Source organism: Onishia niordana (genome assembly GCF_004798965.1).
GTDB lineage: Bacteria > Pseudomonadota > Gammaproteobacteria > Pseudomonadales > Halomonadaceae > Onishia > Onishia niordana.
In genome coordinates this window covers 15636-29540 of sequence record NZ_SDSD01000008.1, presented here as the reverse complement: position 1 = coordinate 29540, position 13905 = coordinate 15636, and the positions used below count along the sequence as shown (strand labels likewise).

Sequence of the window (13905 nt, the reverse complement as noted above, 5' to 3'; positions counted from 1 at the left end):
CGGCGCCGGAGCTGTGCTTCAATAGGGCAGGAGGTTTTTCATGCCCGTAACCGATACCCCAGCGTCTCCCTTAGTCGCCGTGCGGTCCTATCCGGATCGTGTACTCAGCGATCGTCATGGCTATCACCAGTTGCTGCTGGGGCTAGAAGGCTGTGTCGAGCTGGAGGTATCGGGTCGCAGTCGCCGGGTCGCGCCTGGGGTGCTGGTGCCAATCCCCTCGGGCGACACACATCATTACCTGGCGCCGCGGGATAACCAGACCCTGGTCGTCGACCTGCCGGTGACCTGGTGTGAGTCGCTGGCCCTGGAGGAAGGGCTTACCCGCGATGCGCGGCGCCTGTCGCCAGCGCTAATGCATCAGGCCCGGCGACTCGTAGAGGCTGATCCGGCGGGGCTGGCGACCTGGCTCGGCGGTGCCTTGAGTCCGCCGTCAAAGACGGTCAGTGAACCGCGTCTGCGCCTGTTACGCCTGCTACCCGAGATCGAGGCCGATCTGGCCCGGCGCTGGCGGGTTCGCGATTGGGCGGCCCGTTGCCATATGGCAGAGGCGGCCTTCGCTCGCCAGTTCCGGGCCCTGACCGGCCGCTCCCCCCATGCCTGGTTGCTCGAGCGTCGCCTCGAGCGGGCCGAGACGCTGATGGTCGAATCCTCCGCCAGCCTCACCGAGATCGCCCTGGCCTGTGGCTTCGGTGATGCCGCGCATTTTTCGCGTACCTTCCGTGACCGCCATGGCCTCTCGCCCCGGGCCTGGCGACAGGATCAGCCCGTTGCCACCAGTGCCAGCAGGCCTTCCAGATAGAACGGCATCACCAGCGGGGCGATCAGGGTGCTGATCAACACCGCCACGGCGGCCTTTTCGGCCCGGCTCCCCAGCTCCATGGCCACCACCACTAGGTTGGCGGCCAGCGGTACGACCCCGACCAGCAGCAGTGCCAGCGCCAGTTCCTCGCCGATGCCGAGCGTTGCCTGCAGGGCCAGGACGGCACCGAGGCTGACCAGCGGCCAGAGCCCGAAACGCACCGCCAGCGAGGCACCGATAAAGCGCGGATCCAACTCGCTGAAGCTGACGCGGCCAAGCGTCATGCCGATGATCATCATGCCCAGCAGGGTGTAGGTGGGCGGGAAGACCTCGAACCCCTGCATCAGCGCTGCCGGCAGGGATAGCGACAGGCCGCTGACCACCAGGGCGGCGAGAAAGGCATAAATCAGCGGCAGGCGCAGAATCTTGTGAAGGCTTTCGCGCACCGAGAAGCGGCCACGGGCGCTCACATAGAAGCCCAGCGTGAATTCAAATAGATTCATGCCAAGTAAGCAGAACAGGTACTGGGTGACGCCTTCGGGAGACAGCAGCACCATGGCCACCGGTAGCCCGAAGTAGCCGGTGTTGGCGGTGCCAGCGGAGAAGGCCAGCAGCGAGGCTTCCTCGGCGGCGAAGAAGGGGCGGGCGAGTCGGCCGACCAGCAGACACATCAGGCTGGCGATGACGAACACTCCCAGCGTCAGCAGCAGATAGGCCGGAGTCGGACCACCCAGCACCAGGCCGCGAAAGACCGTGACCGGGGCGATCACGTAGATCAGCAGGCTGGCGATGGGCCGTGGGTCGAGGGAGAGCTGCCGGGCACAGATTACCCCCAGGCCGACGAAGGCCAGCAGCATCCACAGCGGCGCCATCAGGGTGGCGCCAAGGTCGAACTCCGCCATCGGTATCTCCTGATAAAAAAAATCACATCATGCCTGCCAGGTGCCTGTCTGTCAGGGTGTTAGATGCCAGATGTCTTAGCTTTCATGACGCTCATCTGTCATTAGCCACGTGCGTGGATGATGCGGCCAGCGAGGGTCAGAATTCGACAAGTTCTCGGTGCAGGCTTCTGTAAGGCTAGGGGGCTGATCGTCACCTTCGTCAACTTGGAGCCATGCCATGACCGATGCCACGCCCCCCGACTCACGCGCCACCACCATCGGGGCGACGACCGTGCTCAACTGGGCGCTGCTGGCGGCCCTGACCCAACTGGCCGGTCCGGTGCCGCCGTTTCTGCTCACATCGTTGGCCTTCGCGGTCGCCTTCGTCTGTTTCGCTGTCTGGCTTCGGGTGCGCGGCGAATCGCTCAAGATGGCGTTGCGGCTGCCGCCCGTCGTCTGGGCGCTCGGGGTCGGGGGGCTCTTTGGCTATCACGCCCTGTATTTCATCGCCCAGCAGAATGCGCCACCGGCCAACGCCGGGTTGATCAGCTACCTGTGGCCGCTTTTGATCGTGCTGTTCGTGGCGCTGTTGCCCGGGGAGCGCTTGAAGGCCGTGCATGTGATCGGTGCCCTGCTGGGCTTTGCTGGCGCCGCCCTGCTGATCGGCGGCGATGTCTCCGGTGAGGGCTCAGTTCTTGGTTACGGGGCAGCGGTCGCCTGTGCCTTCCTGTGGAGCGGCTATTCGGTGCTGTCACGGACCATGCGCCAAGTGCCGACCGCGGCGGTAGGCGGCTTCTGTCTGGTTACCGCGTTGCTTGCCGGGCTAGGCCACCTGTTGTTCGAGACGACCCGCTGGCCCGAGGGGCTAGGCTGGCTTGGGGTGCTGGGGCTGGGCCTTGGTCCAGTGGGCAGCGCCTTCTTCACCTGGGACCGGGGCGTCAAGCATGGTGATCTGCGCCTGCTGGGGCTGTTGTCCTACTTCACGCCTCTGCTTTCGACGGTGGTGCTGATTGCCTGCGGTTATGCAGAGCCGACCGGCTCGCTGGCCGTGGCGGCAGGGCTGATCACCCTTGGCATGCTGATCGGCAGCGGCTGGCTGCGCTGGCCGTTGCGGCGCGATGGCACACCGGGTGTCTCGCATAAGCGTTAGACCTGACGGTTATGCTTGCTCGAGTTTTTATATGAATGAAATCGATACGGCAGAGGTGAAACTTTCATTAGTCGGGGCGTAATGAGGACGTCACAATGAAAACATCTCACTCGGCAATGCCTGAAAAGTACTGCGCTAGCCCATACGGCGTTAAAAATCGGCTCAAGATGCTCATTTACACCCTGTAAACTCCGCTCTTTCGCCAATTTTTGCCTTGTCTGGCCTTCGCTCGTCGACTTTTCAGACAAAGCCTAGGCCTTGCCGGCCTACTCTGCACCCTTCTGGTGTCCTGCCTAGCCATGCGGGGCACCGGATGGGGGCGAGATCATCAAAAATACACAGCGAGAGTCACCGCACAGGTGACCGACGAGGGTTGAATCCATGAGCGCACACGAGCATCCGCTAGGCATCAGTTTCGAGTTCTTTCCGCCCAATACCGAGGCGGGCAAGGAAAAACTGCTGGGAGTGCGTGATGCCTTGGCCGCCCGTCAGCCTCGCTTCTTCTCGGTGACCTATGGTGCCGGTGGTTCGACCCAGGCGCGCACGACCCAGACCGTCGAAACGATGCGCCAGTCCGGCATCAATACCGCGCCGCACCTGTCCTGCATTGGCAGCGACAAGGGCGCCCTGCGCGACCTGCTGGCCCAGTATCGCGAAGCCGATATCAATAATCTGGTGGCCCTGCGCGGCGACCTGCCCTCGGGCATGGGCGGCACCGGCGAGCTGCGCTATGCCAACGAACTGGTCGAGTTCATCCGCGAGGAGACGGGCGATCACTTCGAGATCGCTGTGGCCGCCTACCCGGAGAGCCATCCGCAAGCGCCGAGCTTCGAGCGGGATCTCGAGAATTTCGCGCGCAAGGTCAAGGCCGGCGCCAATCTCGCCATTACCCAGTACTTCTTCAACCCGGATGCCTATTTCCACTTCGTCGACCGGGCCCGCAAGCTGGGGGTCGAGGTGCCGATCATCCCCGGCATCATGCCGATCACCAACTACACCAAGCTGGCACGTTTTTCGGATGCCTGCGGGGCCGATATCCCGCGTTGGGTGCGCAAGCAGCTTGAAGCCTATGGTGATGACAGCGAGAGCATTCAGGCCTTCGGCGAGGAAGTCATTACCCGCCTCTGCGAGCGGCTTCTCGATGGCGGTGCCCCGGGTCTGCACTTCTACACGCTCAACCAGGCGCAGGCCTCGCTCAAGGTGCTGGATAACCTGAGGGCATAGGGCTTACGTATGCGCCTTGGCATGCGCCGGGCGCTTGATCTCTGCGCCTGTCGGATGATCATTTGCACCGCGTCATGTACCCAAGTGTTCTGACCGAGACACAACGCAACGGGGCCCCGCCATGGCGGGGCCCCGTTTTATTTTGCAGCGCTATTGTGGGCAATTGACCGCTCCCCGGTGGGGAGCGGTACGCGGTCAGGATGTGGCCGTCGCGCTGTTGCCACCGGCTCCCCTGCTGCGTTGCAGCAGGAAGATGGCGACGCCGATGGCGATACCCGCAAGGTCGGAGATCAAGCCGCCATAGATCATGCACACGGCACCGGCCAGCAACGCCAGGCGGATCAGGCCGTTGATATGGCCGAAGAACCAGGCCTGGACCGAGCCCGCCAGCAGCACGATGCCGAGCGTCGCGGTGATGCCGACCCTGAGGATCTGCAGCCAGGAGCCCTCCATCAGAATGCCCGGGCTGTAGAAGAACATGAAGGGCACGATGTAGGCGGCCAGGCCGATCTTGAACGAGGTCACCGAGGTCTGCATGGCGTTGGCGCCGGAAATCCCCGCCGCCGCGTAGGAGGCAAGTGCCACCGGTGGCGTGATCGCCGAGACCACCGCGAAGTAGAACACGAAGAAGTGGGCGATCAGCGGCTGGATGCCGATGTCGATCAGGCCGGGTGCCACCACCGACGCCGCTACCGCATAGGCAGCCGTGGTCGGCATGCCCATGCCCAGCAGGATCGAGATACACATGGCGAAGAACAGCGCCAGCAGCTGGCTGACGCCGGCCAGGCCGAGCAGCAGCGAGGAGAAGCGCGCACCGACGCCGGTCAGCGAGATCACGCCGACGATGATGCCGGCACAGGCACAGACGGCGATGATCTGTATGGCCATGGTGCTGGCCAATTCCATGGCCTTGAGGATGGCGCGGATGCCCATCTTGTTGGGCGAGATCCAGCTCACCACGGCGGCTGAGGCGGTCGCCAGGGTGCCGGCGCGGATTACCGAATAGCCCATGAACAGCGCGGCGATCAGGATGATGATCGGGGCGAACAGATAGACCTGCTTGATGAGCTTCGAGAACAGCGGGATCTCGTCCTTGCGCATGCCGCGCATGCCCTTCTGGGCGGCCTCGAAGTCGACCATGAAGTAGACCGAGGCGAAATACAGGATCGAGGGGATGATCGCGGCAATGGCGATCTCGGTATACGGAATCCCGGTGATCTCGGCCATGATGAAAGCGCCGGCGCCCATGATCGGCGGCATGATCTGGCCGCCGGTAGAGGCCGCGGCCTCGATGGCGCCGGCGCTGCGTGCCGGGTAGCCGACCTTCTTCATCAGCGGGATGGTCAGCGAGCCGGTGGAGACCACGTTGCCGGCGCTGGTGCCGTTGATCATGCCCATCAGACCGGAGGCGAAGATCGCCACCTTGGCGGGGCCACCCCGGGCACGACCAGCAGCGGCGAAGGCGAAGTTGACGAAGTAGTCACCGACCTTCGAGGCCTGCAGGAAGGCGGCGAAGATGATGAACAGGATGATATAGGTCGACGATACCGCAGTGGTCGGGCCGAGGATGCCGGCATCGGTATAGACCTGGCTGAAGAAGCGGCCCACCGAGAGCCCGGGGTAGCCGAGGAAGCCCGGCAGGTAGGGGCCGGCGAACACATAGGTGAGGAAAACCGCGGAGATGATCACCAGCGCCAGGCCGGCGACCCGGCGGGTCAACTCGAGAATCAGCAGCGAGCCGGCGATGGCCGCATAGGAGATGCCAATGGGGGCAAAGGGGGTGCCGGTCGACATGCGCAGCGGCGAGTTGTACATGACCAGGAAATAACCGGCGCTGGCGATGGCGCAGATCATCAGCACCAGGTCTGGCGCACTGATCCCGGTTCGCACCTGACGGGTGGCCCAGGACAGCACAATGGCGCCACCGGTGGCGACGAGCAGCGGCAGGCCAAAGTGCCAATGCTCGACCGCGGGCTCGATGCGCATGGCCTCGCCGGCCATGGTCTGCTGCATCAGCACGACCTGAATCAGCGAATAGAGGGCCGGCAGCAGCAAGGCGTAGCCGAGCATTCGGAGGCCGCGGCTGCTGGCCGGGTGGCTGTCATCAGCGAAGCGCGTGCCGGCATAGAGGCCATAGCCGAGCACCAGGGCGCCACAGATGTGCACGATACGGAACGACCAGGTCTCGAGCGGATAGACGTTCAGCGAGACCAGATGGAAGGTGGAGTAGAGAACGGCTGCAATACCGAACAACCACCATTGCCAGCCGGTGAACAGGCGACGGTTGGACTCGATGACATCCTCGTCGACGCCTTGGGCGAGGGCCTCGGGCGAGGTGGTCGAGGACGCGTTTGCCTCGGAGGCCGGGCCCTTAGGTGATGACTTGCTCATGGGAGGTTCACCCTTGAGTGGAAGAAGGAGTCCCGGCCCTGGCAGCGAGGCCAGGACCGAGAGGATGGTGCTTGTCAGCGGATCACTTGATCAGCGCGGGGTCGATCTCGTAGCCGTTTTCCTCGTACCAGCGCGCGGCGCCCGGATGGAACGGCAGCACCTGATTCTTGCCGACGTTTTCCGGAATGGTGGTCTCGGCACTGCGGTGCACCGACATCATCTTGTCGTTGTTTTCCATGGTGATCTTGGTCGCTTCGTAGACCAGGTCTTCCGGCAGGTCACAACCGGCGATGGCGAAGTTCCACATGGAAACGGCATTGGCATCTTCTTCCAGAGTGGAATACGTGCTGGCCGGGATGCTGAACTCGGACACCGGGAAAGCGGCAGTGGCCTTGTCCTGCTCTTCTTCGGTGAACTCGATGATGTTGACGTCGGTCTGTACTTCGAGCTGGCTGACGGCCGGAATCGGGATGCCGGCGGCGAAAGCGATAACATCCACCAAGCCGTCCTGCAGCTGGCCACCCAGGTCGTTCCAGCCGCCATTGCGACGCTCGAAGTCCACGCCCAGCTCCTCGAGGATCAGCGGGAAGTAGGTGTCGGAGGTGGAGCCGGCCGGGCCAAAGCCGATGGTCGCGCCATCCGGAATCTCGCTGATCGAGCCAATGCCGGAGCTTTCCAGTGTGGCGATCGAGAACGGGGTCTCATACATCGGGAACATGGCGCAGACGTTGTCCATCTTCATGCCCGGCGCCAGCGGGCTCTTGCCGTTCACCGCATCGGCGGCGGGCCCCATGGTGGCAAGACCGAAGGCGATTTCGCCGCTGTGGACCAGCGCCAGGTTCTGGGTCGGGCCACCGGTGATCTCGCCACCGCCGGACAGGCCGAGCTCGTCGGCGATCAGGTTGGCCCAGCCGGAGCCGTAGACGAAGTAGGTGCCGCCCTGGCTGGCAGTACCCACGGTAAAGCTTTCCGGCCATTCGCTGCGGTCGGCTTGAGCAGCGGTGGCCATCATCAGGCCACCGAGCATGACGCCGGAGGCGAGGGCCAGGCGGCGGGTGGTGAGCGTGGTAGCAGCTTTGGAAGTGTGCTTGATAGCTGACATGCGACGTCCTCTTTTGTTGTTGCCTTGGGATAATCGTGTTGGCGCCCTACTTAGGGCAACCGGCATGCCATGTATGCAAATGTCTCTTTTATATCAACTGGTTGAGAAAATCTTTTTCGACCAAGGTCGATAGCGCTCGGACGCCGAATGTCCGGGAGTCCGCACGAAAGCTGCTGATGCTATGTGCGGATTTACGCACATCGCCGCGCGGGCCCCGGTGGGCCTGCCGGCGTTAGGCGGCCGGGACGCCTCGGCGCTCGGCCAGGCGCACCACGGCCTGGCGAGCCAGCGGTTCCAGGCCGCAGTCTGGCTCCTCGAGGCAGGCGACGATGCGTTGTTTCATGGCTCTGGCCCAGAACTTCTCCAGGTGGCTGCAGATGCCCTCCACGGTATCGGCCGTCTCGCGTCCACCGTTCAGGTTGGCGGCGATCTGGTTCACCATGTGAACCAGCGTCTGGTCTTGATCGTGCGACATTTTCGATTCCTCAACCGTGGGCCCGCGCCGGCACTGTGCCGGAGGGGCGATGATAAACCAGGTGGCGGCCGGGACGGGCGAAGCCGACCAGCATCAGCCCGGCCTCGCGTGCCTGTTCCACCGCCAGTGCTGTGGCCGCCGAGACGGCCACCAGGGCACCGAAGCCGGCACTGGCACTCTTGTGCACCATTTCGTAACTGGCTCGGCTCGAGATCAGGGCGAAGCCGTCCTCGCCTGCTCCGCCCTCGCGGGCCAGGACGCCGATCAGCTTGTCCAGGGCATTGTGGCGCCCCACGTCCTCTCGTACCCGCTGGATGCGGCCGTCGGCGTCGCACCAGGCCGCGCCGTGCGTGGCGCCGGTGGCCGCCTGCAGCGCCTGGTGGTCGGCCAGTTCTCCGAGGGCGCGTTGGATGGCGGCGTCGCTCGGCAGCGAGGCGCGTACCACCGGGATCGGGCGGATCGCCAGATCAAGCGCCTCGGTGCCGCACAGGCCACAACCGGTGCGCCCGGCCAGGCTGCGGCGGCGTTCCTTGAGCTCCGCCAACCGCCGACTGGCGATCGTCAGGTGTACCGTCAGCCCTTGAGATTCCTCCTCCACCTCCAGGTCGTAGCACTCGTGGACATGCGCAAGGATGCCCTCGCTTAAGCTGAAGCCCAGCGCGAAATCCTCAAGATCGGCGGGGCTTGCCATCATCACCGCGTGGGAGATGCCGTTGTAGACAAGCGCCACCGGCACCTCGAGGGCCAGGGCATCGTCGGTGTCGTCGCGGTACCAGCCCTGCGCGCCACGGTGTACCTCGATAGGATGGTACGCCAGGGGCGAGGTAGGCGCCGTGGTGCGCTCCCGCTTCATGGCGCCGCCTCACGGGCCGTGGCCAGGTACGCCTGCTGTGCCTGATCGACCTCGTTGAAGCGCCGCTGCCAGGCAGAGGGCCGGCTGACCTTCTCCACCTGTACCGCGGTCACCTTGTACTCGGGGCAGTTGGTGGCCCAGTCTGAGCTGTCGGTGGTGATGACGTTGGCGCCGCTGCCCGGGTGGTGGAAGGTGGTGTACACCACGCCGGGCTGCATGCGCTCGCTGAGCCTTGCGCGCAGTACCGTCTGGCCGGCGCGGCTGGTGATGCCCAGCCAGTCGCCGTCCTTGATGCCGCGTACCTCGGCATCCGAGGGATGTAGCTCAAGCACGTCTTCGTCGTGCCACACCTGGTTGTCGGTGCGGCGGGTCTGGGCGCCGACGTTGTACTGGGAAAGAATCCGTCCGGTAGTCATCAGCAGCGGGAAATGGCGGTTGGCGCGTTCCTCGCTGGCCATGTACTCGGTGATGGCGAAGCGGCCCTTGCCCGACGGGAAGTCGACCTCGTGCAGGGTAGGGGTGCCGTCGGGGTGCTCGGCGTTGCAGGGCCACTGCAGGCTGCCGCACTCGTCGAGCTTTTGGTAGCTGACCCCGGCGAAGCTCGGCGTTAGCCGGGCGACCTCGTCCATGATCTCGGACGGATGGGTGTAGTCCATCGGATAGCCCAAGGCACGGGATAGCTCGACGGTGACCTCCCAGTCGGCCTTGCCGGCCTGCGGCGGCATTACCTTGCGCACGCGGTTGATGCGTCGCTCGGCGTTGGTGAAGGTGCCGTCCTTCTCCAGGAAGCTCGAACCCGGCAGCAGCACGTGCGCGTACTTGGCGGTCTCGTTGAGGAAGATGTCCTGAACGATCAGGCACTGAAGCGAGGACAGCGCCGCCTCCACGTGCTGGGTATTGGGGTCGGACTGGGCGATGTCCTCGCCCTGCACGTAGAGCGCCTTGAAGCTACCTTCGATGGCGGCATCGAACATGTTGGGGATGCGCAGCCCTGGCTCGTCGTCGAGCTCGACGCCCCAGGCGGCCTCGAAGCGGCCACGGGCCGCCACGTCGGCGACGTGCTGGTAGCCCGGCAGCTCATGGGGGAAGGAGCCCATGTCGCAGGAGCCCTGGACGTTGTTCTGGCCGCGCAGCGGATTCACGCCCACGCCTTCTCGGCCGATGTTGCCGGTGGCCAGCGCCAGGTTGGCGATGCCCATCACCATGGTCGAGCCCTGGCTGTGCTCGGTGACGCCCAGGCCGTAATAGATGGCGCCATTGCCGGCGGTGGCGTAGGTGCGGGCGGCGCGGCGAACCGCCTCGGCGGCCACGCCGGTGGTTGCCTCGCTGGCCTCGGGGGAGTGCCGCTCTTCCGCTATGAACTCACGCCAAGCGCGGTAGGCCTCGGTGTCGCAGCGCGCGGCGATGAAGTCGTGATCCTCCAGGCCCTCGCTGACCACCACATGGGCCAGGGCGTTGACCAGCGCCACGTTGGTGCCTGGGCGCAGTGGCAGATGCTGGGCGTCCTCGAGGTGGGGCGTCTTGAGCAGGTCGATGCGCCGCGGGTCGGCGACGATCAGCGAGGCGCCCTGGCGCAGTCGCTTGCGCATCAGCGAGCCGAACACCGGGTGGGCATCGGTGGGGTTGGCGCCGATCACAATGATGGCGTCGGCTTCCATCACCGAGTCGAAGGTCTGGGTGCCGGCGGACTCACCGAGGGTGGTCTTGAGGCCGTAGCCGGTCGGCGAGTGGCAGACCCGGGCGCAGGTGTCGGTGTTGTTGTTGCCGAAGGCCGCGCGGACCAGCTTCTGCACCAGGTAGGTCTCCTCGTTGGTGCAGCGCGAGGAGGTGATGCCGCCGATGCTCTCGCGGCCGTGTTCGGCCTGGATCGCCTTCAGGCGCTCGGCGGCGAAGGCGATCGCCTCCTCCCAGCCGACCGGCCGCCAGGGCTCGTCGATGGAATCGCGGATCATCGGCGTGGTGATGCGGTCCGGATGGGTCGCATAGCCGAAGGCGAAGCGACCCTTGACGCAGGAGTGGCCGTGGTTGGCGTCGCCCCCCTTGTAGGGAACCATGCGTACTAGCTGGTCGCCCTTCATCTGAGCCTCGAAGGAGCAGCCTACGCCGCAGTAAGCGCAGGTGGTGATCACGCTGTGCTCGGGCTGGCCTGAGTCGATGACGCTCTTCTCCATCAGTGTCGAGGTCGGGCAGGCCTCGACGCAGGCGCCGCAGGACACGCACTCGGAGTCCATGAAGGCTTCGTCCTGACCCGCCGCGACCTTGGAGTCGAAGCCCCGGCCATCGATGGTCAGTGCGAAGGTGCCCTGAACCTCTTCGCAGGCGCGCACGCAGCGCGAGCAGACGATGCATTTGCTGGGGTCGAAGCTGAAGTAGGGGTTGGAGTGGTCCTTCTCTGCATCCAGGTGGTTCTCGCCCGTAAAGCCGTAGCGCACCTCGCGCAGGCCCACCGCGCCGGCCATGTCCTGCAGCTCGCAGTCGCCGTTGGCCGGGCAGGTCAGGCAGTCCAGCGGGTGGTCGGAGATGTAGAGCTCCATGACGTTGCGGCGCAGCCGGGCCAGACGGTCGTTCTGGGTGGTGACCTTCATGCCCTCGGCCACCGGCGTGGTGCAGGCCGCCGGGGTGCCGCGCTTGCCCTCCACCTGGACGGCGCACAGCCGGCAGGAGCCGAAGGCCTCCAGGCTGTCGGTGGCGCACAGCTTGGGGATGTTGATGTCGGCCAAAGCAGCGGCGCGCAGCACCGAGGTGCCCTCGGGCACGCTGATCGCCACGCCATCGATCTCGAGGAGTACTGGGGCCGCATCGGCGGCCGGCGCCGGCGTGCCCAGGTCCTTGGACAGTGCCTTTTCGTGCTGCTGGCTAGGGTCGAAGTGCTGAATCATGAGCGGTCTCCTTCCGGCGCACGCTGGAAGTCGTCGGGGAAGTGTTTCAGGGCGCTCTGCACTGGGAAGGGCGTCATCCCGCCCATGGCGCACAGCGAACCGTCCTCCATGGTTTCGCAGAGCTCGCCGAGCAATGCGAGGTTGGCGTCGCGGTCCTCACCTGCGCGGATGCGCTCGATGACCTCCACGCCGCGGGTCGAGCCGATGCGGCAGGGCGTGCACTTGCCGCAGGACTCCACCTTGCAGAACTCCATGGTGAAGCGGGCCTGTTCGGCCATGTCGACGCTGTCGTCGAACATCACCACCCCGCCGTGGCCGACGCCGGCGCCGACCTCGCTGAAGGTCTCGTAGTCCAGCGGCAGGTCCCACTGGCTTTCGGGCAGGTAGGCACACAGCGGGCCGCCGACCTGCACGGCGCGCAGCGGGCGGCCGCTGGCGGTGCCGCCGCCGAAGTCTTCCATCAGGGTGCGCAGGGTGGTGCCGAAGGCCAGCTCCACGAGGCCGCCGCGCCTGACGTTGCCGGCCAGCTGCAGCGCCAGGGTGCCGCGGGAGCGACCCATGCCGTGATCGGCATAGGCCTGGGCGCCCTCGGCGAGAATGTAGGGAACGGCGGCCAGCGACAGCACGTTGTTGACCACGGTGGGACGGCCGAACAGCCCCTCGATGGCCGGTAGCGGCGGCTTGAAGCGCACCAGGCCGCGTTTGCCCTCGAGACTCTCCAGCAGTGAGGTCTCTTCGCCGCATATATAGGCACCGGCGCCCAGGCGCACCTCCAGGTGGAAGGCGTGGCCGCTGCCGCGCAGGTCATCGCCCAGGTAGCCGACGGTTTCGGCGCGCGCGATGGCGGCGTCGAGGATCTCCTTGGCCAGCGGGTACTCGGAGCGCAGGTAGATATAGCCCTGGGTGGCCCCCACGGCGAGTCCGGCGATGGCCATGCCCTCGATCAGCACATAGGGGTCGCACTCCATGATCAGGCGGTCGGCGAAGGTGCCGGAGTCGCCCTCGTCGGCGTTGCAGACGATGTACTTCTGGTCCGCCGGGGTGTCGAGCACCGTCTGCCACTTGATGCCGGTGGGGAAGGCGGCACCGCCACGCCCGCGCAGTCCCGAGGCCTTGACCTCCTCGACCAGCTCCTGTGGCTCGCGGGCCAGCGCTGCCTCGAGGCCGCGAAAGCCGTCATGGGCCAGGTAGTCGGCGATCGACAGCGGGTCGGTGATGCCGATGCGGGCGAAGGTCAGGCGCTGCTGGCGCTCCAGGTAGGGAATCGCCTCGGTCGGCCCCTGAGCCAGCGGGTGATCCTCGCGGCCCTCGAGCAGGCCGGCATCGAGCAGCGCCGGCACGTCGGTGGGCGCCACGGGGCCATAGGCGACGCGGCCGGCCGGGGTTTCGACCTCGACCAGCGGCTCGAGCCAGGCAAGCCCGCGTGAGCCGTTGCGGACGACTGTCAGCTCGAGGCCGCGGTTGTCTGCCTCGCGCTCCAGGCGCTCGGCCACGGCGTCGGCGCCCAGCGAGAGGGCGGTGGTGTCGCGGGGGACGTAGACGCGAACGCTCATCCGATCAACTCCAATGGCTGGGTGCATAGTTCGTCGACCAAGGCGTCGAAGGATTCGGGCGTGACCCGGCCTCGGATCTCGTCATTGATGCGCAGCGAGGGGCCACAGGCGCAGTTGCCCAGGCAGTAAACCGCTTCCAGGGTGATCTCGCGGTCGGCCGTGGTCTGGTGGTAGTCGATGCCGAGGCTTTCCTTGGCGTGGGTTTCCAGGGTGCGTGCGCCTACGGCCTGGCAGGCCTCGGCGCGGCAGACCTGGACCACATGGCGGCCCGGCGGCGAGGTCCGGAAGTGGTGGTAGAAGCTGATCACGCCGTGCACCTCGGCACGGGTCAGGCCCAGGGACTCGGCGATGATCGGCACCGCTCCCTCGGGCACGAAGCCGACGCGGTCCTGGATAGCATGGAGAATCGGCAGTAATGCACCGGGTTTGTGCTTCAGGGCGTCGATCTCGGTCTGAATCGACTGCGGTGTCCACTCACGGGAATCACTCATCGAGTCCCCTCATTTGTTGTGCTTCTGGCTAGTTATGCACGATTGTTCATATGTAGAAAATGGCGTGCGTCACGGTCCCTTTAAAGCTAGCATCGGCGTCTCGATGG

11 protein-coding genes are annotated in these 13905 nt (G+C 65.5%); 3 read left to right on the top strand and 8 right to left on the bottom strand.

From position 1 onward, the window contains the following. The first annotated feature begins 40 nt into the window (after nt 1–40). On the top strand, nt 41–799 hold the full coding sequence (locus ETC27_RS14015) for a helix-turn-helix transcriptional regulator (protein WP_136255640.1): 759 nt from the start codon (nt 41–43) through the stop codon (nt 797–799). Here the strand turns inward: ETC27_RS14015 and ETC27_RS14010 are convergent. Further along, nucleotides 760–1701: an AEC family transporter gene (locus tag ETC27_RS14010; RefSeq protein WP_136255639.1), complete on the bottom strand. Its 942-nt coding sequence runs from the start codon at nt 1699–1701 to the stop codon at nt 760–762. The two genes, ETC27_RS14015 and ETC27_RS14010, sit on opposite strands and share 40 nt — an antisense overlap. A gap of 217 nt (nt 1702–1918) precedes the next feature. On the opposite strand from ETC27_RS14010, the gene yddG reads away from it, so the two are divergent. Next, nucleotides 1919–2830 carry an aromatic amino acid exporter YddG gene (gene yddG, locus ETC27_RS14005; RefSeq protein ID WP_136255638.1) on the top strand — a complete coding sequence of 304 codons (912 nt, stop codon included), beginning with the start codon at nt 1919–1921 and terminating at the stop codon, nt 2828–2830. 381 nt (nt 2831–3211) lie between these two features. Continuing rightward, nucleotides 3212–4054: a methylenetetrahydrofolate reductase [NAD(P)H] gene (gene metF / locus ETC27_RS13995; protein WP_136255636.1), complete on the top strand. Its 843-nt coding sequence runs from the start codon at nt 3212–3214 to the stop codon at nt 4052–4054. Between the two features lie 195 nt (nt 4055–4249). Here the strand turns inward: metF and ETC27_RS13990 are convergent, their stop codons facing one another. The 7 genes from ETC27_RS13990 to ETC27_RS13960 all read right to left on the bottom strand — a co-directional run bounded on the left by ETC27_RS13990 (nt 4250) and on the right by ETC27_RS13960 (nt 13798). Continuing rightward, a complete protein-coding gene (locus ETC27_RS13990; protein WP_136255635.1) occupies nt 4250–6445 on the bottom strand; it encodes a TRAP transporter permease in 2196 nt (731 codons plus the stop codon). An 82-nt stretch (nt 6446–6527) separates the two neighbouring features. After that, nucleotides 6528–7547 carry a TAXI family TRAP transporter solute-binding subunit gene (locus ETC27_RS13985; protein ID WP_136255634.1) on the bottom strand — a complete coding sequence of 340 codons (1020 nt, stop codon included), beginning with the start codon at nt 7545–7547 and terminating at the stop codon, nt 6528–6530. 232 nt (nt 7548–7779) lie between these two features. Next, on the bottom strand, nt 7780–8022 hold the full coding sequence (locus ETC27_RS13980) for a formate dehydrogenase subunit delta (protein ID WP_136255633.1): 243 nt from the start codon (nt 8020–8022) through the stop codon (nt 7780–7782). Nucleotides 8023–8032: 10 nt separating this feature from the next. After that, nucleotides 8033–8875 carry a formate dehydrogenase accessory sulfurtransferase FdhD gene (fdhD, locus tag ETC27_RS13975; protein ID WP_136255632.1) on the bottom strand — a complete coding sequence of 281 codons (843 nt, stop codon included), beginning with the start codon at nt 8873–8875 and terminating at the stop codon, nt 8033–8035. Continuing rightward, entirely contained in the window at nt 8872–11754 is a 2883-nt protein-coding gene (gene fdhF / locus ETC27_RS13970) for a formate dehydrogenase subunit alpha (RefSeq protein WP_136255631.1), read from the bottom strand. The genes fdhD and fdhF overlap by 4 nt, the downstream gene beginning before the upstream one ends. Further along, nucleotides 11751–13307: a formate dehydrogenase beta subunit gene (locus ETC27_RS13965; protein ID WP_136255630.1), complete on the bottom strand. Its 1557-nt coding sequence runs from the start codon at nt 13305–13307 to the stop codon at nt 11751–11753. The genes fdhF and ETC27_RS13965 overlap by 4 nt, the downstream gene beginning before the upstream one ends. Next, complete coding sequence (locus tag ETC27_RS13960) at nt 13304–13798, bottom strand: formate dehydrogenase subunit gamma (protein WP_136255629.1); 495 nt, start codon at nt 13796–13798, stop codon at nt 13304–13306. Before ETC27_RS13960 ends, ETC27_RS13965 begins: the two co-directional genes overlap by 4 nt. Nucleotides 13799–13905 lie beyond the last annotated feature (107 nt).